The organism is Ilumatobacter sp., from assembly GCF_046290335.1.
GTDB lineage: Bacteria > Actinomycetota > Acidimicrobiia > Acidimicrobiales > Ilumatobacteraceae > Ilumatobacter_A.
On sequence record NZ_JBKAGH010000003.1, the window covers coordinates 383,256 to 407,877 of the forward strand.

Consider the following 24,622-nt stretch of genomic DNA (forward strand, 5'->3'; position numbering starts at 1 on the left):
CTGGATCCGCGCTCCGATCGGGCGCCCTCTTGCGGTCCGGATGGTGCCAGGGCGGTGGTCACTGTCGCAGCCAAGGTCGCAGCCGCCGCCGCAGCCGCAGCCGTGGTCGCAGTCGCAGCCGTGGTCGTGGCAGCGGGTGCTGACGCGCCCGATTCCGCAACGTGCGGCCCGATGGTTGTGGCCTGCGTCGAGGTCGTCGGCATGCGGTTGAGCGGTTGCCGGGGCGCGGTCGCGGCGAGTTCCGGTCTGTGAGCGTGTGCAGTTCGTCGCGCTGGCGCTCGGTGGATGGTGACGCCGACGAGTGGAACGCTTCGCCATCACTCTGAGCCGCCGCCGTGTTGGGCTACTCATCGTGTCGATTGGCGGTCGGGCCGACGTGGTGAACGACCCCGTCGGGGCGCCTCCATGTTGCGTGCCGGTTGGCGTCGAGCGTGACAGACCATTTGCCTTCGTGGACTCGATGATGATCCAGTTCGCACAGCGGCAACAGGTTCGCCAGGTCGGTCGGGCCGACGTCGCGTGTCCACCAGTCGACGTGGTGCATCCGGCACGACTCGAAGCCGACGGTGCAGCCGGGGAACGCACACGATGTGTGCATGGCTCGTAGTGCGTGGCGCTGTTCGACCGTGGCCGTCCGCTCGCCTCGACCTTCGTCGAGCACCTGCGATGGGCCGTTCATCACGACGGGGATGATCTCTGCCTCGCAGCAGAGTCGCCGTAGCGTCGCGGCGGCAAGGTCGACCGCCTCGCTGGTTTCGCATCGCAGTTCGAGTTCGTTGCGGTGAGCGCCGACCCGAAGCATCTCGACGTCGACGACCGCGATGACTTGTGGTGTCCGATCGACGCTGCGCCGACCCGATGACCGGCCGGTCTCGCGCGATGTCGGCGTCGATGCCGAGGTTGATGTCGACGTCGAGGTTGATGTCGACGTCGAGCACGCCGTGTCGGTGCGGGCGCCGCTGACGCAGTTGACCCAGGCCTGCAGCTCGAGTTGCTTCCACGTGAGATCGCGATTGCCGTCGGTTTGGCGCAGTCGAGCGATCTCGGCGCGCACGGCGCTGGACATCTCGGCGTCGCGCAGCGGGTCGACCTCGATGAGCGTGGAGCACATCCCCGTCGCTCGATCAGTCCAGCGTGTCACCTTCGACGCGGCCCGCTGGCGCTCGAATTCGTCGACGTCGCTGCCTCCGCTCGACACGCTCAGCAGGTGTTTGGCCAACCGGCGGCATTCCCGCCGAAATGCGTCGATCGAGAGCTTGGCGGCGCGCTCGGTGAGGCCCGCAGCGTGCTCGAGGAACTCGGTGCGTACCTCTGGCGGAAGGTCACGACATGCTGCGTTGAAGGCATCGAGGTGCGCTCCCGACAGCTCGCCGTTGTCGAGGGCAGCTTCGACCTCAGGAGCATCGAGACACAGCTCGTCTCGTTCGGACACGGAACGGCCGTGTCGACCGTCGCCGTCGGAGGCGGCCGCGATGGCCGCCTCGGCTGGCTCGGACCGTCCAGCCGAAGCGAGCGTTCGGAGACGCCGGTGAGCTCGCAGCTCGAAGGCGTCGAGCCTCGAACGCACGAGACGCGCCGCTCGGAGCGCAGCGACGACCTCGTCTCGGTCGAGCGCATCGAGATCGTCGTCGAGCATGGACAGATCGATCGAATCGGGGCCCCGTTGTCGGACGGTGCCCGCTGGTTCTTCGCAGTGCATCATGTTTCCCTCGAAGAGTTGGAGACAACGAGGGGGAGTCGGTAACTCCCAGGGTAGCAGCTCAATCGACCTGAGGCAAACATATGTTCGAGAAAGACGAACCCGAATGGGATGACCAAACTGCGGGCCGGTTGTCTCCGGGGTGGGATCGCTGTAGTGTTCAGGGTCCGAAACATTCGCCGCGGGGTGGAGCAGTTCGGTAGCTCGTCGGGCTCATAACCCGAAGGTCGCAGGTTCAAATCCTGCCCCCGCCACCAAGGAAATGCCAGGTCAGGCCCGGTCCCTAGGACCGGGCCTGCGGCTTTTTCAGGCTCCTGTACAACATCCCTACAACACGAGCCGCGAACGGCCGTCGGCGTGGGTTCCCGTGGGCGTCTGTAGGCCGTCGTCGGCGCTCGTGTGTTCGTGTGGGGAATCGTCGAGATCGAGTGACGTCAAGGCAACCGGCTCGACGTTCGTTGGTCACGAGTAGACGAGGGCGTCGGAGTCCTTGCGTCCACCTGATGCCCCGACAACGGTGCGACGTCGACGCCCCCACTGGCGTGCTCGGTGGATTGCCTCGGCGACGTTGTCGGGCCGGAGCCCGCCGGCGAGTAGGGGCCCAGTGTCTCGTGACGAGATCGCCGACGAGGCGAATCGAAGCCGCTAGCACCTCCAACGGCCGGGCTGGGGAGTTGTGGTCGCTGTCGCGTTCGGTCGCTGTTGGAGGTGCGACGATGGTTGTGGAGGAGCCAGCGATGACCGATGAGGTCTTGAACACATTGGTGGTGCTTGGTCACCGGTTGTTGCTCGTCGAGGTCGGTGGTGGGTTCGAGACGCACCTGTGCGAAGCGACGAGTGACTCGGCCGCCCGCGCTGCCCTCGATACTCGCCGGGCGCTGCCGGACTCATTGGCGGAAGCGTTGGAACGAGGCGGTGACGACGACCGTCTCGATGCCTTGCTGGACCGTCTCCTGGACACGGCGTGGAAGCCGACAACGTTGTGCGGTCGAGCGTGGGACGAGATGGCCGCCGGCGAGGCGGGTACGTTCCGGCGCTGGCAGGAGGTCGAGCTGACGCCGACGTGTCGGTCATGCCTTCGGGTGGTCGACACCTGGTTCCCGCGGTCTGGGTCGCTGCCCGGGATCGGCGTGCTCGTCTCGGTGATCGGCGAGAAGGTCGAGGCCTTCGGGTCTGCGTGGGTGACCGGTGTGCCAGGCGAGTTCCTCGAGGATCTCCGCAAGGCGATCCGCAAGCACCTGCGCCAGAAGGGGTGGCGATCACAGACCATGGTCGGTAGCGGAGTGCTGCATGTGATGTCGGCCGACGCGCTGCAGGCGATCGAACCGACCGTGCGGGCGACCTGGATCGATCAGGCGATTCGGCGGATGGGCGTGGTGGAGCAACCGACCGATGACGAGGCCATCGTTGATCGACCCCGGTTGGGCGTCGCCTGGCAGACTTGGGTGCTCGATGAGTAGCTCGCACACCAACTTCTCGCGCCGATTCGCGTTGGCTTTCAATTTCTGAAAGTGTGGACGGTGTATGGCAGCACGACCCACCCTTGATCCCCTTCGGGAAGCGGCACGGCGACTGAACGAGGCGGAGATCGAGCGCAATCGGCTGATCCGAGCGCTGCGCTCGAAGCGCGAGACGCTCACCGACCTCGCCGAAGCGGCGGATGTGTCCCTCGGGACCGCGCACAAGTTGACGCGACCTTCGACGATCGTGTCCGTCGGCTACGAGGGCCGCAGCGTTGATGAGCTCGTCGACGCTTTGGTCGATGCAGGGGTCGCGGTGCTGGTGGATGTTCGGGAGAACGCGATCAGCCGCAAGCGCGGCTTGTCGAAGCGTGCGCTGGCGGAGAAGCTGCAGGCGCGGGGCATCACCTACGTGCATGAGCCGACGCTCGGCAACCCCCGAGACAACCGTGACGGTTTCCGAGAGCAACGCCCGGACAGCGTCGCCGCCTTCGAAGCCCACCTTGACCGCAACGGGTCAGCGGCGCTCGACCGGGTCGACGCGATGCTCAGAGATCGAACAGTCGGCCTTCTGTGCTTCGAGGCGGATCCGTGCTCGTGCCATCGCTCGATCGTGGCGCGGTATCTCCTGGACCGGGACCCACTGGCGTCGGTTCGACCGGCGTGACGTCGCGGGCGATGCCGAGCACAAGGAAGCCCTGCGGTGCCTGGTGCTGGTTGCCCACGTACAGCGCCGGCAGACGCGCTGGGTCGACCAGGCTGAGCCACTTCTCTTCGATCCGATCGAGGTAGTCGGTCGGGTAGCTGCGACGCCAGTTCCGCCACGCCTCGGAGATCTCCCAGTCGACAATGCTCTGTTCGTGACCGCGGCACGAGGCCGATTGGCAGCGGTAGGCAAGCTTGAACGTGAACGGCGAGAACTCGAGCTTCGGGGCGCCCTGAGCCAGAAGACTGCCCTGTGCGGCCCGGTTCATCTTCGCTGCGTGGGCGGTGTCGCCGGTGTGGTCCTCGCGGGTGAAGCCGGTGATCTCGCGCGGGACGACCAACCCCAGGGACGGGCGCGCCCAACCCTTCGCCGCGACGAGGTCGCACATCCTGTACTGGGGCAACCGGTTGAGCACTTCGGCGCGCCGCTTGCCTGCGGGGAGCTGGTCGAGCACGGCCGTCGTATCGAGTCGTGGCCGGTACGACTCCGGTCGTTGGTCCTTGTCGTGCTTGTCGATCTCGAGCTCGATCACCTGGTACTTGGGATGCTCGCCCTGCCAGAACCACTGCCACTGCACCGGGAACAGTCGGATCCAGCGATAGTCGTCGCCGTCGAGGCGGATGCCGGCGACGCACACCGTCTCGCCGTGTGTGCGTCCGATCTCAGGAGATGCCTTGACGGTGATGAGTACCGTCGCTCGCTCAGCGACCATCGGACTCATCGTACGATTCGTCGGGCGAAGGGTCGGCGCGTTCAGCGTCGCTGCCGGGCTGCGAGACATGGCCCTCACCGGTCGTGGCCTCGTCCGATCGTTCGGGGACGCTGGTTCCGTTGAACACGATCTGCGCGATCTGATCTGCGGCATCCTCCTCGACCGCAGGGATCGCGTGCATGTACACGTCCTGGGTGAAGCTTGTCGTCGCGTGGCCGAGCCTGTCCGAGATCACCTTGACGTGGACGCCGGCAGCGAGGCCGAGCGTGGCGTGGGTGTGTCGTAGATCATGCAGCCGGATCTTGGGGAGTCCGAGCCGCTTCACCGTGCGGTCGAAGGTCTGCGAGAAGTAGTCGGGATGCACCGGGGCACCGTCCTCGCGGGCGAACACCAAGCTTTGGTCGTGGTAGCCGTCGCCGAGCAAAGCCTTCTCTTGCCGTTGCGCTGCTCGATGGCTCCGCAGCACTTGGATCGTCTGGTCATCGAGTGCGATCTTGCGCTCGCCGCGGAGGGTCTTCGGGCGGCCGATGACGATCTGGTACTCCACGGTCAGCACGGTCTGTTGCACGTGCAGACGCCGCGCGTTGAAGTCGATGTCGCGCCACCTGACGCCGAGAACCTCTCCGCGCCGCATGCCCGTGGTGGCAGCGAGGATGTAGGCCGCCGCCAGACGGTGGTTGGCGATGCCGGCGAAGAACTGCCGGAGCTGCTCCGGCGTCCACGTCTTCATCTCCTCCCGGTCGGCGCGATTGAGCTTGGGTGGGTCGGCGGCGTCGGCGACGTTGCGCGGTACCAGGTTCTTGCGCGTGGCGTCTGTGAGAGCGCGATGGATCAGCACGTGGATGTTGCGGACCGTCTTGGTGGCGAGGCCTTGCGAGACGAGGTCTGCGTAGAAGCGATCGAGGCGATCGGCCGAGAGCTGCTGGATCTGCACGTGTCCGAGCGCCGGCACCACGTGACGCTCGACGAGCCCTCGGTAGCTCGCGTACGTGCTCACCCGCACAGCCATCTTCTTCGTGGGCAGCCACCGCTCGAGAAGGAACTCTCCGAGCGTCACCTTCGACGGCTCGGAGAACACGCCGCCGCGGATCGCGGCCATCGTGTCGGTGAGGAACTGCTGGGCTTCCTTCTTCGTACGGAACGACTTGGTGTGCTGCTTGCGGCCCTCGGCCGTCTCGGTGCGCCAATACGCGATCCAGACATCGCCTCGACGGTGGATCGATCCTCGTTGGCTCATGGGTGGCCCCCGTTGCGTTCGGGCCGCGGTGCGGCCTGTGTGCGTTGGTGGGCCATCTCGGGCCGAGGCACCAGTCGGAGTGCCGGCGTTGCCGGCGGCTCGGTGGTGGGGTCGTCATCGTACTGGTCGGTGACCGTCGGGTTCTCGAGGTCATCGTCAGCGTCGAGCAGTCGGCGGAGTGCGGCGGTGGGGACGCGGATGAGCCGGCCGACGCGGATGACGGGGACGGGGAAGGTGCCGTCTTTGATGGCGCGGTATCCGGTGGTGCGGTCGATGCCGAGCTCGGCGAAGGCTTCGTCGGCGGTGATGCAGGCGCGTGTGGCGGGGTCGGGGATCACGGCGTGCTCCGGTTGTCGTCGTGCGGCTCCATGTGAGTGATCGCACCCTCGAGCCCCGCTCGGCGTGACACCTGGTTGACGGCCTGTGCTGTTGCCGCCCTTCGGGCGGGTGCCGTTGCCCGCCGGATGGCGGGGTGCCGTGGGGGTCGCTGGCGTTCGCCGTGTCAAGCCCCTCGTTCCTCGGGGCCAAGCCCTTCGGGTTGACACGGCGCACGCCGGCGACCCTGCGCCCGGAGGGCGAAGCCCCGCCCGCCGCTCGGTCGGGGTCCGCTCAGCGCACCGAAGGGAGGCAGTCGTGGCAACGGTCGAAGTGGTCGAGTCGTGCGTCGCTCCGGGTGGGCAGCCTGTGCTGTTCCACGCCCCCACCGAGGGGGTCCCGACGTATGTGGTCGTGGACCGCTGCGGGGTCGAGCACGTGCACACCGGATCGCTCGGTGTGGCGATGACGGCTGCCCGTCGGGTGCTGATCGAGCAGGGCGAGGTGTGGGTCTGCGCCTCGGATGACACCTGCGCCCACATCGACCCGAACCGGGTCGCTACCGACACCCCGTCGCGTCCGTGGATCCAGACGATCGCGGCGTCTCAGCAAGGAGGAACCCCATGACCATCACCGACCCCACCGAGACCGTCGCCGACGGCGACCCGGTCGAGCTCGAACCGGAGTTGTGTTGGCTGAACCTGGCCGACATGGCGCCGCATCCGGACAACCCGCGGCACACCGTCGGTGATCTGACCGAACTGGCCCGGTCGATCCGGGCGCACGGGATCATCGAACCGCTCGTCGTGCTACCCGCCGACGACCATGGCGTCTACTTGATCGTTGCCGGTCGTCGCCGCCACGCCGCTGGTCTGCAGGCCGGGGTGACCGAGGTGCCGGCGGTGGTGCGGCCGATGACACGGGTGGAGGTGATCGAGGCCGGTCTGTCGGAGAACTCGAACCGCACCGACCTCACGCTCTCGGAAGAGGTCGCAGCGATCGAACGGTTGATGTCGCTCGAGGGCGGCCTGACCCCGTCGAAGTTGTGCCGACGGATCGGCCGGTCGCAGTCGTGGGTGCGTGCTCGGATGGCGGTCACGATCCTGCCCGCCCGGTGGCGTGATGCCCTCGACTCGGGTGAGTTGTCGATCGCGGCCGGGGAGGCCGCAGCATCGCTCGCCGATCTCGGCCCCGAGCATCTCGACGCTGTCTGCGGGCAACTCACCGGACGCACTTGGCAGGACCCCACCCGTGTCGTCGCCGCCTATCGTGAGACGCAACGCCGTCGCGACAACTACCGCGAGGCCCTCGACCGTGCCATCGCCACGCACCCGGTCGTGCACAGCGACGAGCACCCGGCACCGGACAAGGCCCGCCGTCTCGGAGAACTGTTCGATCCCGACGGCTGCCGTGTCCACGCCAGCGAGCCGTGCCACGCCGTGGTCGTGAAGGCGACGTCGTGGGGCGAGGGGGTCGAGGCGTTCGACGTGTGCGTCGACCCGCGCCGCCATGACCCGCAGCGCATCGCAGCGGCGAAGAGCGAGAGCGACCTCGCGTCGGACCGCACGCCGAGCCGCCCCACCAACCACGACGACTCCCACGCGAAGCGCAAGGCCCGCCTGGCCCGCCTCGGCCACGCGACCGAGACGTTCGCGAAGACTCGCGGCGGTTTCGCCCAGGCAGACCTGACACGGCTCGCTCTTCGGTCGGTGGTGCTCGAAGCCGGACGCGACGCCGTCGTGTTCGCAGCGACGATCCTCGGCCACGACCAGCCCCGCGACGCAACCGCGACCGACCTGCTCGACGGCGCCGACACCGTCGCTGCGCTGACACGGGTCGCCGGGGCGGTCGCGCTCGGGCTGGCCGAGAACCGCATGTACTGGTCGGCGTCCGCCAGCCAGTGCCGTGACTACCTCGACGCGTTGATCGCCACCGGCTGGACACCCGACGAGTGGACCGCCGCCACGCTCACGGACCGACCCGATCGCGACTGACACCACGGGGTCCGGTCGGCCCGCCACCCGATCGGCGGGCAGACCGGACCAGGTTGTTGCCCGGTCGGGAGTGATCTCGGGAGCAACTCCGGGACGTCGATGTGCTGAGCGAACCACCGGCGGGTGCCGTGACCACCGCTCGGGTGGGTGCCGTTGCCGGCCCTGCGGGCCGGGTGCCGTGTTGGGCCACCACGCCATCGGCGTCAAGCCCCTCGTTCCTCGGGGCCAAGCCTGACAGTTGACGCCGCCGTCGCCGGTGGCCCAGTGCCCGGAGGGCGAAGCCCGGCCACCCGGTCGGGCACGGCACGACGCCTGCGGGGTCGGGACGGTCGGGGAAGCCCAACCGACCCCGGGGCGCCGTGTCACTCGCACACCACGGAGGCCCTCATGTCCACCAACGCACCCACCATCGACCCGACCCCCACGATCACGAGCACCGCCGAGCACGTCACGTTCACCGTCGACGCCTGGCACGACCCGATCGTCGAAGCCGCCGCAGGTGCCGTGCGCACCGACACCGACGACGCGCTCGTCTGGTACACGCCCTCGATCGGAACCATCGGCATGGCGATGGCGCACCGCTTCGCCCGCCACGCCACCGACGGACCCAGCCTGTGGACGATCGAGGACATCGCGCTCACCTTCGGCATCGGCAACTCCGCCGCCCGCGTGTGGCGCAGCCTCGACCGGCTCGACCGGTTCGGGATCATCCACCGCACCGGGGACCGCATCGCCGTCCGACTCTGGCTCGCCCCGCTCACCCAACGCCAGATCGCACAACTTCCGCCCTACCTCGCCGCCGCCTACCCCGAACACCTCGCCCAGCGATGAGCACCACCACCGCACCCGCCGTGCCGAAGTGGCGGACACACGCCGCATGCCGCGGCACCGACCCCGCCCTGTTCTACGACCCGCACCCCGCATCGGTCGCCGCCGCCAAGACCGTGTGCGACGTCTGCCCGGTGCGCAACGCCTGCCGGGCCCACGCCCTCGACACCGCCGAGCCGTTCGGCGTGTGGGGCGGACTCGCCGCGGACGAACGGCCCGCACCGTCACCAGACACCACGCCGGCACCCGGCCCGGCACCCAAGATCAGCGACGACGAGCTCTACGACCTGTTCTACGACGCCGACCCCGACCAAGCCGCGCTCGACCAACTGCTCGCCCACATCTGGCTCCCCAACGCCACCGCCTACACCGCGCTGCAACGCGCCGTGCGCCTCGGCGTCGTGGAACACCGCGGCCGCGGTCTCTACCCCGTCCGCCGCTGACCCGCCAGGCCCGGTCCCGCACCTCGACCGGCGCGGAACCGGCGCCGCGTGTGCCGTCACCGCGGGAGCACCGGTCAAGGCCTGGTTCAGCGGGTGTGCCGTGGCGCCGGCCTCGTGGGCCGGCGGTGCCGTGCTGCCCGCCGCCCGCAGCCGTGTCAAGCCCCTCGTTCCTCGGGGCCAAGCCCTTCGGGTTGACACGGCCGCTTCCGGCGGCGGGCCAGACGCCCGGAGGGCGAAGCCGCCCACCCGACACCGGAAGGACACACCCGATGCACGCCAACGACCTGTTCGCCACCATCACCACACAACTCATCGACGACATCGAAACCGGCGCCGCCGGAACCTGGCGCATGCCATGGCACCACCTCGCCGACGCAGGCACACCCACCAGCATCGACCACCGCCCCTACCGCGGCATGAACGCCGTCTGGCTCGCCATGGTCACCGCCGCCCACGACTGGACCTCAGGCACCTTCGGCACCTACCGAGCATGGCAACGCCACGGCGCCCAAGTCCGACGCGGCGAACGCGCCACCCAAGTCGTGCTCTGGAAGCCCACCAACACCACCGACGCAGACAGCAAGACCGACGACAGCGACGACACGCCCGCCGGTCGGCCTCGCCTCATCGCCCGCGCCTATGCCGTGTTCGCCGCCGAGCAATGCGACGGAGCCGACGAGATCATCACCCGCCGCAACCAGCAACGAACCGAACGCGACACCCCCGCCCGCATCGACGCCGCCGAGCAATACCTCACCGCCGTTAACGCGACCGTCATCGAGGGCGGCAACCGCGCCTACTACCGGCCCGCCACCGACTCGATCCACCTCCCGACCCTCGCCCAGTTCGACACCGCTGCCCACTACTACGCCACCCGCTCCCACGAAACCATCCACTGGACCGGCCACGCCGACCGGCTCAACCGCGACCTCACCGGCCGATTCGGCGACGACGCCTACGCCGCCGAAGAACTCGTCGCCGAACTCGGCGCCGCCATGTGGTGCGCACAGACCGGACTCACCACCATCACCCGAGCCGACCACGCCGCCTACCTCGCCGGATGGCTCCGCATCCTCCGCAACGACGCACGCGCCCTCGTCACCGTCGCCAGCCGAGCCCAAGCCGCCGTCGACTGGCTCAACACCCACACCGGACACACCACCACCGAAACCGCCGAGGAGGTCGCCGCATGAACCGCCCGCCCTACCGCCGCAGCGACGAGATCACCGCCTACACCTACCAAGCCGACATCTACTGCCCGGCCTGCCTCATCGAAACCCTGATCGCCGACGGCATCGCCGCCCCCGCCGCCCGCGACATGCCCACCGACGACGTTCTCGAGCAATGCGCCGACGCCCTCGCCATCAACCGAGACGACGACACCACCTACGACACCAGCGAATTCCCCAAACCTGTGTTCCTCGACTGGCTCACCCCCGGCGACACCTGCACGAGCTGCCACCAGCCGCTCTGACCTCACCGCCGGTCGGCCGCCAAACCGGCGGCCGGCCGCCGGCCGCCGGTCGGCGCGTGTGCCGTGACCGCCCTTCGGGCGGGTGCCGTCACTTCGTCACAGCGTCACTCGATGACGGGCACGACGAGGAGCGCAAGGTGGATCTCCTTCCGATCGTCATTGCGATTGGCGAGCGTGAAGGTCTCTCGCCCAGCGGAACTGCCCATTCGCTTGAACGACTCATGCCGACGGATCGCGTCGATGGCCTTCGTCCCGATATCTGTCGGCGAGCCAGCTCGCACGAAGACGATCAGCGCGGCTCGAGAGTCTCGCCAGATCAGGTATCCGAGGAGCTGATCGATCGCGTCCTCAAATGCCTTCTGTCCCTTCCACACCTTGCATTCAGCGATGAACACAGCGCGCTCGTCGCCGTCGTAGGGGATGAAGATGTCGGTCTTGCCGCGACGGCTGAACGTCTCACCCGTCGCTGGGCCGAAGTGGTTGTTGAGCACCACGAGCAGAACGTCGCGCAGCGACTCCTCGGGCATCTTGGCGAACGTCTTCGGCAGACGCTGCACGGCCGTTGTAACGCTCTCGATCTCACGAAGAATTGCGGCGAAGCCGTCGTCCGAGATCGCCGGCTCAGGGGCGAACGCAGGGGTTGGCGCGATCGGCTGCACGGCGACTGGCCGGACTTTGCGGGGTGGGTCCACCGTGAACGACGACGACGGGTTCGCACGATCGACGACCGGCACCTCCAGGAAGGCATCAAGTGCCCGATCTGCAATCACCTTGGTGCGACGCTCTTCGACCCACCGGCGCAGCTCGACACGCAGTCGTTCGTTCCAGGGGTCGATGTCGTTCCGGGACCAACCCACGTACTTGCGGATGGTCTCCTCCATCGAGTCGACGTATGACTTCACTGCATTCGGATCGAGCGGTGCTCGCCCCTCGTAGGCGACCAGGACGAAGCCGTCGCGAAGCTCGAATCGCGGAGGGTTCATGGTGCCCGTGCTTGGACGTACGTCGAACAGAACAGCGTCGCCCTCGAACGGATAGAGGAACTTGATGCACGAACCTGCCACCTTGATGCGGTCGCCCTCCCATCCAGCGACATAGAAGTCGATGTCCTTCGTGCCTGAAGATGAGCGCTGGTCGAAGTGGACCACAAGCGGGTTCACGACCCATCGAGCGAAGAGTTCGTCGACGAGGTCCTCGACCGACATCACCAGCACGTAGTCAGCCGGGACGCCCAGTACGTCTTCCTCCGCCTTCTTCAGCTGGTTGACCAACACGCTGCGCATGTCACCCCGGTGAAACCTCACGTCATCGCGTGCCATCTCTCCATCGTACGGAGGGGTTGTGACGTGGACCCTTCGACCGCCACGCCGCCGAGCGGATCGGGCGCCGCGTCGCCCGGGTGGCAAGCATTTCGAGGATGGACAGCCCACACCACCGTGCCATGGTCCGGTCATCACAACCCGCCGCATCGACCGCAGCTTCCAACTCGGCCACGAAGTGTGACGGTCGATCCGTCGTCGCATGTGGCGATGGTGGGCAATCCTGCTGGGCACCGACATCTCGGGAGACGGCGCCTCCTACCTTCGGCGGTCATGCCGGAAGGAAGCTGCGATGGAACCTGACGAACCCCCACGAGCGACGACGTACGACTGGAACCGGCGAGGCCGACATCGGCTGCGAGCGCCGGCCGCCATCGTGATCGACCTGCCGGTGCCGGCCGCTTCCGATGCTCACCTGTGGGTCGCAACGATCTGGCCCGACGACCGGGCCGGAGGTTGGGCTCGAGCGCTCTGGGAGCCCGAGCCATCGCGGCGTGGCTGGCGTCTCCCGATGGAGCTCGCCGCTGGCGACGTGATCGAGTTCGGTGCCGACACGCCGGCACGACCGGTGCGATGGTTCGGAATCATGGACTCCTACGAGCCCGACCGTTGGGCCACGATCCAAGGCCCGTACCCGACCCCGACCGACGCGTGGCACGACGCGCAGCGCCTCCTCGCACTCGAACGGTTCCTCCCCGCGCTACCAACCGAACCGCCGGAGGAGTCGATGCCCTGCGACCGGACCGGCCGACAACCACGACACCGTCACCACCGACGCCCGTAGACGAGCGATCCGTACTCGCCTCCGCCCCTGCGAACCCGCCCAGGCGATCGGGAGTGAGCCAAGGTCGGACTCACAGATAATCACCGGGACGGTGTGCACGGATTTCGGGAGTTTGGGAGTGACCTCGGGAGCGTGCCCGGGAGTGTGTGAGCGCACGCTGCGGTGCATGTTGAGCATCGCCAAGCTGCGGGTCGGGCAGGAGGCCTATACCCTCGCCGGTGTCGCCCAGAGTCTGGACGACTACTACACCGGCCGTGGCGAAGCCGACGGCGTCTGGATGGGTGTCGGCGCGGAACGCCTCGGCCTCGACGGTCCGGTGTCGGCGGATGACCTTCGAGCGGTGCTCGCTGGCATCGCGCCAGGCACGGGTGGCCTGACCCCGAACGGCGAGACGCTGCGCACGCATCCGCGTCGGGTGCCAGGGTTCGACCTCACGTTCAAGGCGCCGAAGTCGGTGTCAGTGCTGTACGCGGTGACGGACGATCCTCGTGTCCAGGGGCAGATCATCGAGGCCGGCGAAGCCGCCGTCCGACAGACGGTTGCCTGGTTGGAACGAGAGGCGATTCGAGTGCGGCGTGGGTCCGGGGACGCCGCGTACCTGAACGATCTCGCGGCCCGCGACCCGGCAGCGGCCGAGGCCGCGAAGGTCCGTGTGCTCCCCGGACGTGGCGTCGTGGCCGCCGTGTTCCGGCATCGCACCAGCCGCGCTGGTGACCCTCTTCTGCACTGGCACACCCTGCTCGCGAACCTCGTGGAAGGACCCGACGCCCGCTGGGGTGCGTTCGTGCATCCCGAGCTCTACCGAGCGGTCCGCGCCGCAGGCGAGCTGTTCCAGACGGCGCTGCGCGACGAGCTGACCGATCGCCTGGGGCTGCAATGGCGTCCAGGCCGTCACGTCCCCGAGGTCGCTGGCGTCTCGCACCGTCTGTGCGAGGTCTTCTCCAAGCGGGCTGCCGAGATCGACGCCTGGCTGGAGGCCACCGGAACCCCGAACACCCCTGAGGGCCGGCAGGCAGCGGTACTAGCGACACGACGTGGGAAGCCCGAGGTCGAGGGCGAACGGTTCGACGCCGCGTGGAAGGCTGCAGCGGTCGAGGCTGGTTGGGGTCCAGCGCAGGCTGAGGCGCTGCTGTCGGCGACCGCTGGCCGCACGGTCACCTACGACGAGGTCTGGCGACTCGTGACCGTCGATCCGAGCAGCGGCGCGACCGTCGACCAGACGGTCACTGCCGAGGACTGGATCGAGGATCTCGGCCGGGCGCTCACCGAACACGACACGACCTTCACCCGGCCGCAGCTCGTCGAAGTAGTCGCCGCCCGAATCGGTGAAGGGGCATCGGTCGCCACCGTCGATCGGATCGTTGCCCTCGTTCTCGCCTCTCCACAGATCGTCCCGATCTCAGATGACCGCATGCCTCGATGGACGACGACCGGCATGCTCGACATCGAGCAACGGTTCCTTGCGGCCGTCCACGGCAACCGCAACAGCCGCACCCCGATCGACGAAGCGATGGTCGGCCACCTGATCGGCCACGGCCCGACCCTGGGCGCGGACCAAGACCTCGCGGTCCGAACGATCACGACCTCGCCCGACGCAGTCACCGTGCTCGTCGGCCCGGCGGGCACGGGCAAGACCTTCACGCTCGACGCCGTCCGCCGAGTCTTCGAGGCCGCTGGCCACGATGTCGTCGGCGTCGCCCCGTCCGCTCGAGCCGCACACGAACTTGCGACCGACGCCCACATCCCATCGGCAACCATTCACCGCCAACTCGGTGCATGGGACCGCGGGCTCGGCCTTCCGAGTGAGCGCACCGTGCTCGTCGTCGACGAGGCTGCCATGGCGGGCATCCGCGAGCTCGAAGGGGTCATCCGACCAGTGACCGCCGCAGGCGGACGCGTGGTGCTCGTCGGCGACCACCACCAGCTTCCCGAGATCACCGCCGGCGGAGGCTTCGCAGCACTCGCGACCGACTCCTACGTCACCATCGCAGAACTGACCGTCAACCGTCGCCAACTCAATGAATGGGAGCGCGACGCCCTCGCGGAGCTCCGCGACGGCCATGTGGCGGCGGCCGTCAGCGCGTACCGGGAGCATGACCGGATCGTCGTCGCCGACGACCGCGCCGACATGATCGCCACCTCCGTCGACCGCTGGCTCGACGCCCACCAAGCCGGGTCCGTGCCCGTACTCCTCGCCGGAACCAACGATGTCGTGGCCGCGCTCAACCATGCCGTGCGCGAACGGCTGATCAACGCTGGCATCCTCAACACTGACGTGGACGGGCTCGCCGTCGGGGAGCGACTCGTCATGCGGGTCAACGACTACCGAGCCCGCACCATCAACGGCGACGACACCGCAGTCCTCAACGGTCAGACCGGAACGCTGCTGGCGATCGATGACAGCGGACTCGTCGTCCGCCTCGACCACGACGACACCCTCGTCCGCATCGAAACCGACTACGTCGCGGCAGGCGGCATCGACTACGCGTACGCCACCACCGCCCACCGAGCCCAGGGCGGCACCTGGGACCTCGCCATCGCAGTCGGCCTCGACGGGCTCTACCGCGAAGCCGGCTACCTCGTGCTGTCACGCGGACGACAGTCGAACTGGCTGGTCCTCACCCAGCCCGAACTCGACAGTCTCGACCCCGACGTCGGCCGACACGACAGCCCCCTGCGCCTGCTCGACGAAGAACCCGACACGATCGACGACCTCCTTCACGACCGGCTCAGCGCCTCCCGCAGCAAGGCGCTCGCCATCACCCGGGACCCACACGCGCCCGAGATCCATCACAAGGCCACCACGCTCGACCTGTCGTCTCTGGAGAGGTGGGCCGCCTACGCACGAGTCGTCGAGGCGCGAGCCACCCACCTCGTCGGCAGCGACCCTGCTCACGCCAACGAGCGCCTCGCCCGCCTGATTCACACCGCTCGCCACGTCGCCGTTGGCCATCGGGTGAAGGCGTGGGATCGACGCAACATCGGCACTGTCACGGCCGTCGACGACAGCGTCGGCACCGCCCAGGTTGAGTTCGTTTCAGCGAAAGGCACGGCGGCGGTTCGGACGTTCAACTGGGATGACATCACCATCGTCGACCCGCCACACCCGAAGCCGCGCCAACTCACCGACGTCGCGGCGGACACCACCGAGCGAACCACCGCAGACATCCACGACCGCCTCGACCGATGGGACGCACACCTCGCTGCCGCAGGAGTGGAACCCAACGATGCCCACGTGTACACCGAGGCGGCAACGCTCGCCGTCGATCGCGCCGCTGCGTCGCTCCGCGCTGCTGAGCCCGCCTGGCTGGTTGCACTGCTCGGTACACGCCCCGTCGACAACCCGGCGGCGACGCAGGTCTGGGAGGACACGGTACGAGAAGTCGCTGCACACCGTCTCCGTGCCGGCATCATCGACCCCCGGAACCTGGGCGACGAAACGGTGTGGCCCGCGATCTCAGCCACAGTCGCTCCCGCACAAGCCTGGCTCGACGACCTCGCCGACCCGACCCTCACGCCAACGTTGCGAGCGCGAACGCTCGACGAGCTGCAGCAGCGCCAGGTCGAACTCGACGCCATCCTCGCGACTGCGCCGGCAGATGTCCGAGGCCTCATCCAGAAGATGCAGTCCATGGCACCGCTGCCGTTCGATGAACTCGAGGATCTCCTGGCTGGTCTCACGTCGGCACATCGCGACCGCCAACACTGGATCCTCGAGCACTGGCCGCACGTCGTGGAAGTGGGCGACGTCACCGGAGCGCTTCGCGCCGCGACCGTCGGGTCGGACCCCCAAGCGGCGGTCGATGAGCTGATGATCTGAGCCACCCTGATGGCCGGTGCGACCTACGAAGGATCGCGAATGCGGGCGAGCAGGTAACGCATGACGGCGGTCGTGGTGTGAAGGCGAAACGTCGCCTCCTCCTCAGTCGTCGTACCGTGGTGCGCCCCGCGCTCGTTACTGACCCCGACCAGGCCTTGAAGGAGTTTCGTCTCGTCGCCATCGAGGAGGCCGGCCGTTCGGAGCAACTCTGCAGCGCCCTTCGGATCCGAGGTGCGCTTTCCGTGACGAGAGCAAAGTTCGATAAGGGTGTTCTCGAGGCACGATCTCAACTGCCCATTGCTGGCCTCGAGCCGGCCATCGGTGAAGCTGTCGACTGCCTGTCGGTAGTGGCGTGCCGCAACGGCCAACTGTCGTTCGCGTAGCCGCGACTCAAGCAGGGAAACCTCCGCCGTCATCGGTATCGAGCCGGCCCCGGCAGCGACGAGCCGGCCATCCACCAGCTCGTATCCATCGACTCGCAGTGCGGCGATCAGCGGTCGCAGGTTCGCATTGGGGTTGCCGTTGCGATCGAGAACGTCACCGCCGAATCGGTCCTCCACGACGGACCTGATCAGGTCGAGGACGGGTGCTCCGTCGCCCTCGGCTGACTCATGAAGAACGCGAATGAGCGCGGTGCTGCGATGAAGCTTGTTGCCGCCGTCCCTGTCGGCGACGTCGAAACGCGTGTAGAGCACGCTGATCTCGCTGTGCGAGTAGCACCGCTCGATGCAGCTGGCTAGTTCAGCGCGCACCCGGCCGGAGAAGGCGGGCACCCTTTGGGCGGACATGGGCCTCAGCGTAGAGGCGGACCTCTTGCATCGTAGCGTCGTCGTAAAGTTACGTCTTGACTTCGTGGCCAGCAGGGTGCATCGTAGATGCCGACGCAGATTACGTCGTGACTTACGAAGGAGTGACCGATGGCCAAGCGAATGGGTGCCGACAACAGCTCAACCCCGGACGGGCTCGATGAGATCGTCAGACTGCTCGATGAGGCAGCGGTGCGACTCGGAGAGGCACAACGTCTCGTCTCCCGATTGCGCGGTGGTGAGGATGGGCGATCCGTGCTCTCATCGAAAGAGCTTGCTCGAATCGACAAGGTCGGGGAGGTTGCGTACCGGCACTGGAAGTTCATCGAAGATCACGGCTCGATGACGCTCGGAGATTCGCTGGCGATCCGCCGCCAGCTGTACGGCGAGAACGTCCGCTCCACCGCCAATTTGTTCGGTGTCAAGGGTTCGGGGGCGCTGTTCCACCGCACGACGCCTTTCGGCACTGCAAGAAGGGACGACCAGGAGGTCCGCATGACGGAGGAGGGCGAGCGCGTTGCGAAGTTGTGGCGCGATCTGCACCCTGACTATCAGGCGAACTAGATCCGCCAGCCGCGGACGACATTGGTGAGTTCGAGGAACTCCAACGAGTCGATCCGATCCCCTTCGGTCGCTACGCCTCGAAGTAGCTGCTCTCGAGATCGGCCATCCGCACTGGCGGAAAGGTCCGACGGCATTGAGGGTGCGGCCAATGATGCCCGGCGTTGTATCGCTCAGCCATGGCACACACCCAGTTCCGAACGGCACGATGCATCCCCTCGTTCAGCGAGGGACCTGCGGCCGCAGAGGTAGGTCCGGTGACCTCGACAACGTTTGGCCATTCGATCGCCTCGGCGAGTGCATCCCAGACGGTGAAGCCTGGGCGGTAGCCGCGGCGGAGGTGGTCGACGGCGGAGACGAGGTCGAGGAGCCAGGTGCCACCCTCGTCGAGCGGCTCTGGTCCGTTCGTGTCCGAATCGGGGGTGAAGAGGTCGTTCATTGCGCTGGCTCCAGTCCCGATGAGTCGATGTTGAGCATGAGCGCGTCGAGGCTGCGGATCGGGTCGTCGACGGAGGTGGGGCCGGCCGAGGGGAGTCGGTCGAGCAGAGCTGCTGAGTCGATGTCGATGGCAGATCTGATGGGCGTGACGTTGCCGTGCGCCGGGGGATGGAGCCACGACTGCACGGTCGACGAGTCGATGCCAGCTTCCGTCGCTGTCGCTGCGACGCTCTCGGTGTCACCATCGCATCGGATGTTGATGACGTCGAGGACGATGTGGTCGTTGACCTTCGTTGCGAGTGCTGTCGCGGTGTCCGCTGGTGAGAGGCCGGCCGCTTCGGACACGGCTGCAAGCTGGTCGGGGTGTGCACGGCGACTCGCAGCGATGGCAAGCGCTTCGTCGGGCTCGACGACCGTGATGAGCCCGGTCGTGAAAGCTTCGGGGGTGGGCGCGTGAGCGACGAGATGGTCGACGATCGAGGTCGTGGGATGTCCTGCTGTGGCCATCGATCCTGCGGCGAGCTCCCACAGATGTGGATCGTCGGGAAGCGTGCGCAGGACGTCTCGTGGGCGGACGGCCATGATCTCGGTCGCCGTGCAGCCCGCAGCACGCATCTCCGTGGCTGTGGCGTCGAGCAGCTCGGCCGCCAGGGTGTTGGGGAGGTCCCAGCGTTCGTGCAGCACCCGAATCCCGTCGGGGATCGGGACGCCGGCCGAGGGAAGGAGCGTGGCGGCCGTCGCCGCGTCGACACCCTCGGCGGCGAGCACGGCGACGGTCGTGGCGGGGCTGAACCCGGCGGCGCCGAGAAGTTCGACGAGGTCGGCAGGGTCGGCGTTGATCACGCGTGCGGTGTCGGCGTCGGTGAGGCGACCGCTGATGAGGTGGGCGAGGTCAGCTCGGTTGTAGAGGCCGTCGTCTGCGAACGCTGCGAGGTTCCGGTCGGAGGTGGCAGGGTCGGCGATCATCGCCATGCGTGCCACGCGACGCCCGGCGAGCTCGGCTTGATCGCGGGCGTCTTGCTGGGTCGGTTGGAGCGGCAGGAGCTCGATGCCGTCGGTGGACGGTGTCTGGAGCGCGGGCTGCCAGCGGCCGCCGGGCGCGGGCAGGACGTACAGCGTGATGTCGTTCGTGAGGTGCCACAGCTCGGCGGCGACAGGGCGTCCGGCTCGTGGCATCTGTTCCCATCCTTCGACGGCACCTGCGGGGGAGGGGCCGGTGTCGACGGTCGGTGCGGTCAGCGCTGGGTATCGGTCGCGGACAGCAGCGACCGCTTCGGCGCGGGCGTCGTTGAGGGTGCGGGCGCTTCCGGTGACGAGGAGGCCGTTGCCGGTCCTGGCGGCGATGTCCTCGAGGCGCCAGGTAGCGCCGTCGCCGGTTTCGACCGCGGCGAGGTAGGCGGTCTTGTTGAGGCGAAGGAACGCACCGCTGCCCGAAGCATGTTCGCCCCGGGCTGACCATTCGGCCGAGGTGTACGGGCCGACGGTGACCCATCTACCGACCGGGAGTTGTTCGAGAGATGCAGCCGGGAGACGGTGGCGGCGTCCGGCCGGGACGACGCGGTCGTCAAGGATCTCCATGCGCGGCAGCGGCGACGCGGTGAGGTCGACACCGACGGTCACCCCGAGCGCAGCGGTGAGTTTGCGCGCCGGTTCGAGCACGTCCTGGAGTCGCTCCCATCGCTCTCGTGAGTCCAGGGCCGCCGGGTCGACCCTCGGCGCAGCGTCGGTTGGTGCGTGGCCAACGCGATCGAGCACGAGCCACGCAGCTTGGCCGGCGAGGGCCTCGTCGAGTGCAGGCCGCTTGTGCGACCGGCGGAGTCGCGTGGCGGCCTCGCTCAGGAGTCGCGTCGGGTCGTTCGTGCGAGGGAGCGGTCCGCGGATGGTTGCACCGGCGACCTTGCGGACCGCTGCAGCGAGATCTCTCTGCCCGCCTGGCCCGCGAAGGTGCTCGGGGAGTTCGATCGCGCTGAGCGCTCCGGGCGAGGGGCGGCGGGCGAGTTGTGCGGTCTCGAACACGGGTCGCCACTCCCATCGTTCGACGGCTGCCCGGGTGGGGCGGTGGCCGCCGAGGTAGGGGTCGGGCTCGGTTCCGCCGCTGGTGATCGGAACTCGCACGGGGTAGCCGTGCTCCCCCGCGCGAATAGCGCATCCGCGACCTTCGGTTGTCGAGGGCACGAGCCGCCACGTCTCTGGTCCGGCGACCGGCCCGTCGATGCCGTAGGAGGCGAGCAGCACTTGATTGCGTGCCGAGTAGTCGAGCCATGAGCGGGTGCCGGTGAGCGCGTCCTCCCATTGCTCGGGCGAGGTGAGCGACGTGGCGGCCCACCGGTCGAGGTGGGCGGTCATCGCCTGGAGGGTGGGGAACTCGATGCGCTGGCCGTTGTGCGCCATGCGCTGATCGTGCGGGGTGATACTCCCTGGGTTGCTCCCGGACCTACTCCCGATGAAGCTCCCGATTCGGGCTGTACCTGCGAGTTTGCCTCAGTGGGCAGCGTCCGGTGGGCAGGCGGGGTCGCATCGCACGACTTCCCGCGTGCCGACCCGCTCGACCCGGCCGGCGCCGACCGGCAGCCGGGCGGCGCAGCGGTCGCAGAACGCGGCGACCCGGTTCCGGTCGTGTTCGCCGTGGCCAGACCCGCCTGGCGGATCGAGCGGCAGCCGCCCTTGCCCGGGCGATGAAGGTCGGGCCGCAGGTCGTGAGCGTGGAACCTGCTGCGCGGGTGCGGCGTCCCGGGGTCGTGGAAGGTGGTTGACCGACTCCTCCACCACTGCGGGGTCGAGCACGGGGGCGACAGGTCCACGGGGACCCTCCCGAGTTGGGCACGTTCCGGTGGTGGGCGGGCTCACGGGTTTGCCGTCGACACCCTTGGGGACGAGGGCGGCCAGCGTCTTGTCCTCCCACCATCGGACCGCGTGCAGGTGGATCGGCGGCAGGGTGCCGTGCAGGAGAACCGCCTCTTGGCGACGCATCTGGCGGATCACGTGGGCCGGTAGGAGGTCCTCACGCTGGAGGTGCTCCGACACGGTCCGTCGCCCGCCCCCGGTGTCGGCCGACCAACCGCGTTGCGCGACGTGTTCGGTTCCGGCGACCTTCGAGACGTACTCGAGAGTCGCGAGGTCGTCGGTTCCGTTGAAGATCACCTTCGAGCGGTGACCGCCGAGGACCGCATCGGCGAGCGACCCGTACCGATGGTTGATCTGGGCGCGTGACTGCCAACCTGTCACGAACATGCCGCCCAAGCCGGCGATCGTCGACACCTCCTCGGGTAGCCAGCGGAGCTCCAGCTGTCCGGCTTCGTCGATGACGATCAGCAGCGGCTTGGTCAGACGGCGCCCGGCTATGTCCCAGGCGTGGATCTGCTCGCGGAGATCGCCGAGCAACCCGCCGAGCACCGGGGCGAGTCGGGCGAACTCAGTCGCGGGTGCGGTCAGGTACAGCGTGTTCGCCCGGCCCTGGTCGCCTTCCATCAGCCAGTCCAGGTCGACGTATCGCGGGGTTCGGTCCCACAGCTCATCAGACCAGTAGGCGTCGCGTGGGTCGAGTGAAGCGGAGTGTGCGACAGACGGCTCGGTCCATGCGTCGAACGCCAGACGAGCCGTCGCGTAGATGCTCGCCCGGATCCGCGGGTCCTCCTGCTCGAACGCCATCAGCTTCGTCACAGCGTCCTTGGCGAGCAGGCGGATCTCGAGTGGCTGGTTCGCTGCGAGGCCGGCGCGTACGAGGTCGTTCACGGTCGGGTCGGTTATTCCGACGTGCATGTACGCCCACGAGGCGAGTCGGCTGATCGTCAGCGGTTCGCGGTCAGTGCCTTGGTCGCCGGGAAGGAGCTGGGACAGGCCGGCGAGGCACATGTAGGCGGAGGTGAGCGTCTCGCCGTGGGTGGCCCAGAAGTCCCCGCCGGTGACTCCCTGCCGGGGGATCGCCGCTGCGAGCGCTCGGCCGGCCCGCAGCGCACCCGACGTTGTGGTCACTTCACGCAATGGCGTCCAACGTGCCGTCGGGAGCCCGGTGACACCACCAGGATCGAACACGGCGAGCTCACCGCGCGCCGAACGAGCTGCAGCGGTCGAGTCGTACAGATCTCGCTTCACCGAGAGCGCAACGACAGGCCCATCCCAGCCGATGATGCCAGCGGACGCCAGCACCGTCTTGCCCGCACGCGTCGGGCCGATCAACGCCACCGATCCACGATCACCCTGGATCGCAGCGCCACGGCGACCATGCAACGGGTGTCGCTCGCGGTCCTCGGTCGCCAAGAGTGGACCCCGCTTCGATAGCCGCCCGAGCAGGAGGCGACCCGTCGGCGGCACCGTCGACGACACCACGAGCGGCGCCACATCCCTCCGGCGAGCGAGGCGCGCCTCGGCGGGCACACCCAGACGAACTCGCGACGGTGCCGACCACCGACGCCACAACCAATAGACCCCAGCCGCCAAGCCGACCACGACTACGGCGACCAGGGCCGTGCACACCCAGTAGAGAACCGGGCCGGGGAGCCCTTCTGCTGCGTCACCCCAGGCGGTCGCCGGATCGCCCGGCGATGACGCCAACGGTCCCATGGCTGCGACCGCGTCGCCGACGCCTCCTGAGAGAGTCCCGCCACCGAGTAGGGCGGCGAGCCAGGCGCCGCCCCACACGATGCCCGCTGAACCAAGCACGACCCCGCCCAGTGCAACGAGGACGACGTCGCCGCCAGCACCCGCCCCGGTGCGGCCCGCGGGCTGACTCACGCCCACCCTCCCGAACGAGATCGGGAGTCTCCATGGCCGCTCGGGACCTTGATCGGGAGTGACACCGGGACCTTCTCCGGGACCCGCATTTCGGATTCTCCACCCACTGCCACCAACGCAAGGAGAATCCCATGAACCTCTTCAGGCACATCGAAGCCGACTACCGACGGATCGCCCGTGACGGCCTCCCCGACCAGTGGTGCACCGGCCACGCCACCCTCGATGACGTCGTCGAAGCCATCCGCGATCATCGAGAGCATCAGGGACGGTCGGACGACCTCACCCGCCACCTCGCGACGATCGCCAGAACCGATCACCGAGCCGTCGTCGTCGTGCTCTACGCACTCGCGCCACTGCTCGGCGCCCGCCTCGGCCGGGCAGTCACCACCGAGTACCGAACCGACGCGCTCACGGAACTCGCCATGGTCATCCTCGACTCGCCGCTCGACGGACCACGACTCGCCCACCGGCTCGTCAACCGGGCCCACACTCGCGTGTACAAGGCCGCCCGCAGAGTCGAGCACCGGGGTGTCGTGCACATCGTGCAGATCGCCCCAGTCGATCCGCAGCGGATGTTGGCGAGCGATGGGGCTGGCGCTGCCGATATCGCCGACGGGGTCACCGACCGGCTGGCGCTTGCCCGGTTCAACGACGCCGTGCTCAAGGCCGTCGACAGTGGAACCCTGTCCCCGAACGTCTGGGCTGCGTACCGGGACCACCGCCTCCAACGAGCGCTCGACCCATCGGGCCCAACCTCCACCGCTGTCCAGCGCAAGCTGGCCTCGAGAGCAGCGTCGCGACTCCAGCCACTTGTCGATCAGTACCTCCACGCTGCATAACGCACCCAGGCGCTCCTGCATCGCGACATCCGGAGACGGATGGCCGTCGTCTGGCAGCAAACTGGGGTGCGGTTACGAAGCATCCGTTGACCAGATCGGGCGTTGGGGCAAGGTGGAGGACCTATGGGTAGCCGCCTGACGCTGACCATTTCGATTGCTGACGCCGGTCGAGCGACCTGGGAGTTCGTCGGCAGCGGATACGGACACGACGCTGCAATGGCGATGTTCACGGTTGCAGACTGCATCGAGGACGTACACGACCCCGATGGTGAACGGAGTCGCCTCGTCTACGAGACGACCGCTCGGGTCGCAGTCGATCGCTTAGCCTGCTACGGGTTCGGATTTCGAGCGTCGATGCACGCCGCGGAGGCAGGGCTGGACGAACCGACCAACTACCCAGGTCTCCATCCGCGCCTTGAGAGCGGTGCGACGCTGCAAGTGCTGGTCGACGCCTGA

Annotated in this window: 23 protein-coding genes and 1 tRNA gene; 15 read left to right on the forward strand and 9 right to left on the reverse strand. The window is 68.1% G+C overall.

Going from position 1 to position 24,622, the window contains the following annotated elements; genetic code table 11:
- Window positions 1-54 precede the first annotated feature (54 nt).
- Entirely contained in the window at window positions 55-252 is a 198-nt protein-coding gene (locus tag ACE37B_RS14360) for a hypothetical protein (protein ID WP_409924006.1), read from the forward strand.
- A 91-nt stretch (window positions 253-343) separates the two neighbouring features.
- On the opposite strand, the gene ACE37B_RS14365 is transcribed toward ACE37B_RS14360, so the two are convergent.
- Window positions 344-1,636 (reverse strand): HNH endonuclease signature motif containing protein, encoded by a 1,293-nt coding sequence (locus ACE37B_RS14365; protein ID WP_409924007.1) that lies wholly within the window; start codon window positions 1,634-1,636, stop codon window positions 344-346.
- 243 nt (window positions 1,637-1,879) lie between these two features.
- Between ACE37B_RS14365 and ACE37B_RS14370 the strand changes: the two genes are divergently transcribed.
- From ACE37B_RS14370 to ACE37B_RS14380, 3 genes are all read left to right on the forward strand, one after another.
- A tRNA-Met gene (locus ACE37B_RS14370) sits at window positions 1,880-1,956 on the forward strand.
- A gap of 480 nt (window positions 1,957-2,436) precedes the next feature.
- Window positions 2,437-3,159, forward strand: coding sequence for a hypothetical protein (locus ACE37B_RS14375; RefSeq protein WP_409924008.1), 723 nt, complete (start codon window positions 2,437-2,439; stop codon window positions 3,157-3,159).
- 64 nt (window positions 3,160-3,223) lie between these two features.
- Window positions 3,224-3,826 (forward strand): DUF488 family protein, encoded by a 603-nt coding sequence (locus ACE37B_RS14380; protein WP_409924009.1) that lies wholly within the window; start codon window positions 3,224-3,226, stop codon window positions 3,824-3,826.
- On the opposite strand, the gene ACE37B_RS14385 is transcribed toward ACE37B_RS14380, so the two are convergent.
- From ACE37B_RS14385 to ACE37B_RS14395, 3 genes are read right to left on the reverse strand one after another with little or no spacing between them, the layout of a single operon-like run.
- Window positions 3,708-4,577, reverse strand: a complete 870-nt coding sequence (locus ACE37B_RS14385; protein WP_409924010.1) for a hypothetical protein — start codon at window positions 4,575-4,577, stop codon at window positions 3,708-3,710. The genes ACE37B_RS14380 and ACE37B_RS14385 overlap by 119 nt on opposite strands.
- Complete coding sequence (locus ACE37B_RS14390) at window positions 4,567-5,814, reverse strand: tyrosine-type recombinase/integrase (protein WP_409924011.1); 1,248 nt, start codon at window positions 5,812-5,814, stop codon at window positions 4,567-4,569. The genes ACE37B_RS14385 and ACE37B_RS14390 overlap by 11 nt, the downstream gene beginning before the upstream one ends.
- Window positions 5,811-6,152, reverse strand: coding sequence for a helix-turn-helix transcriptional regulator (locus ACE37B_RS14395; protein WP_409924012.1), 342 nt, complete (start codon window positions 6,150-6,152; stop codon window positions 5,811-5,813). Before ACE37B_RS14395 ends, ACE37B_RS14390 begins: the two co-directional genes overlap by 4 nt.
- A 295-nt stretch (window positions 6,153-6,447) precedes the next feature.
- Here ACE37B_RS14395 and ACE37B_RS14400 point away from each other — a divergent pair, with 295 nt between their 5' ends.
- The 6 genes from ACE37B_RS14400 (at window position 6,448) to ACE37B_RS14425 (ending at window position 10,868) form a co-directional block, all read left to right on the forward strand.
- A complete protein-coding gene (locus ACE37B_RS14400) occupies window positions 6,448-6,756 on the forward strand; it encodes a hypothetical protein (RefSeq protein ID WP_409924013.1) in 309 nt (102 codons plus the stop codon).
- On the forward strand, window positions 6,753-8,123 hold the full coding sequence (locus ACE37B_RS14405; protein WP_409924014.1) for a ParB/RepB/Spo0J family partition protein: 1,371 nt from the start codon (window positions 6,753-6,755) through the stop codon (window positions 8,121-8,123). The genes ACE37B_RS14400 and ACE37B_RS14405 overlap by 4 nt, the downstream gene beginning before the upstream one ends.
- Before the next feature lie 387 nt (window positions 8,124-8,510).
- Window positions 8,511-8,954: a hypothetical protein gene (locus ACE37B_RS14410; protein ID WP_409924015.1), complete on the forward strand. Its 444-nt coding sequence runs from the start codon at window positions 8,511-8,513 to the stop codon at window positions 8,952-8,954.
- Window positions 8,951-9,394, forward strand: a complete 444-nt coding sequence (locus ACE37B_RS14415) for a WhiB family transcriptional regulator (protein WP_409924016.1) — start codon at window positions 8,951-8,953, stop codon at window positions 9,392-9,394. The genes ACE37B_RS14410 and ACE37B_RS14415 overlap by 4 nt, the downstream gene beginning before the upstream one ends.
- A gap of 269 nt (window positions 9,395-9,663) precedes the next feature.
- Window positions 9,664-10,587 (forward strand): ArdC family protein, encoded by a 924-nt coding sequence (locus ACE37B_RS14420; protein WP_409924017.1) that lies wholly within the window; start codon window positions 9,664-9,666, stop codon window positions 10,585-10,587.
- On the forward strand, window positions 10,584-10,868 hold the full coding sequence (locus tag ACE37B_RS14425) for a hypothetical protein (protein ID WP_409924018.1): 285 nt from the start codon (window positions 10,584-10,586) through the stop codon (window positions 10,866-10,868). Before ACE37B_RS14420 ends, ACE37B_RS14425 begins: the two co-directional genes overlap by 4 nt.
- A gap of 104 nt (window positions 10,869-10,972) precedes the next feature.
- On the opposite strand, the gene ACE37B_RS14430 is transcribed toward ACE37B_RS14425, so the two are convergent.
- Window positions 10,973-12,187, reverse strand: a complete 1,215-nt coding sequence (locus ACE37B_RS14430; protein ID WP_409924019.1) for a hypothetical protein — start codon at window positions 12,185-12,187, stop codon at window positions 10,973-10,975.
- Between the two features lie 292 nt (window positions 12,188-12,479).
- Between ACE37B_RS14430 and ACE37B_RS14435 the strand changes: the two genes are divergently transcribed.
- Window positions 12,480-12,971 (forward strand): hypothetical protein, encoded by a 492-nt coding sequence (locus ACE37B_RS14435; RefSeq protein WP_409924020.1) that lies wholly within the window; start codon window positions 12,480-12,482, stop codon window positions 12,969-12,971.
- Between the two features lie 166 nt (window positions 12,972-13,137).
- A complete protein-coding gene (gene mobF, locus ACE37B_RS14440; RefSeq protein WP_409924021.1) occupies window positions 13,138-16,791 on the forward strand; it encodes a MobF family relaxase in 3,654 nt (1,217 codons plus the stop codon).
- A gap of 23 nt (window positions 16,792-16,814) precedes the next feature.
- Here mobF and ACE37B_RS14445 read toward each other — a convergent pair whose 3' ends face one another.
- Window positions 16,815-17,579 (reverse strand): hypothetical protein, encoded by a 765-nt coding sequence (locus tag ACE37B_RS14445; protein WP_409924022.1) that lies wholly within the window; start codon window positions 17,577-17,579, stop codon window positions 16,815-16,817.
- A gap of 141 nt (window positions 17,580-17,720) precedes the next feature.
- Between ACE37B_RS14445 and ACE37B_RS14450 the strand changes: the two genes are divergently transcribed.
- Window positions 17,721-18,161, forward strand: coding sequence for a hypothetical protein (locus tag ACE37B_RS14450; protein WP_409924023.1), 441 nt, complete (start codon window positions 17,721-17,723; stop codon window positions 18,159-18,161).
- Window positions 18,162-18,231: 70 nt separating this feature from the next.
- Here ACE37B_RS14450 and ACE37B_RS14455 read toward each other — a convergent pair whose 3' ends face one another.
- The 3 genes from ACE37B_RS14455 to ACE37B_RS14465 all read right to left on the reverse strand — a co-directional run bounded on the left by ACE37B_RS14455 (window position 18,232) and on the right by ACE37B_RS14465 (window position 23,327).
- A complete protein-coding gene (locus ACE37B_RS14455; RefSeq protein ID WP_409924024.1) occupies window positions 18,232-18,597 on the reverse strand; it encodes a hypothetical protein in 366 nt (121 codons plus the stop codon).
- On the reverse strand, window positions 18,594-20,987 hold the full coding sequence (locus ACE37B_RS14460; RefSeq protein ID WP_409924025.1) for a hypothetical protein: 2,394 nt from the start codon (window positions 20,985-20,987) through the stop codon (window positions 18,594-18,596). Before ACE37B_RS14460 ends, ACE37B_RS14455 begins: the two co-directional genes overlap by 4 nt.
- Window positions 20,988-21,077: 90 nt before the next feature.
- Window positions 21,078-23,327 carry a type IV secretory system conjugative DNA transfer family protein gene (locus tag ACE37B_RS14465; protein ID WP_409924026.1) on the reverse strand — a complete coding sequence of 750 codons (2,250 nt, stop codon included), beginning with the start codon at window positions 23,325-23,327 and terminating at the stop codon, window positions 21,078-21,080.
- Between the two features lie 131 nt (window positions 23,328-23,458).
- On the opposite strand from ACE37B_RS14465, the gene ACE37B_RS14470 reads away from it, so the two are divergent.
- A complete protein-coding gene (locus tag ACE37B_RS14470; RefSeq protein WP_409924027.1) occupies window positions 23,459-24,166 on the forward strand; it encodes a hypothetical protein in 708 nt (235 codons plus the stop codon).
- 123 nt (window positions 24,167-24,289) lie between these two features.
- Complete coding sequence (locus ACE37B_RS14475) at window positions 24,290-24,622, forward strand: hypothetical protein (protein WP_409924028.1); 333 nt, start codon at window positions 24,290-24,292, stop codon at window positions 24,620-24,622.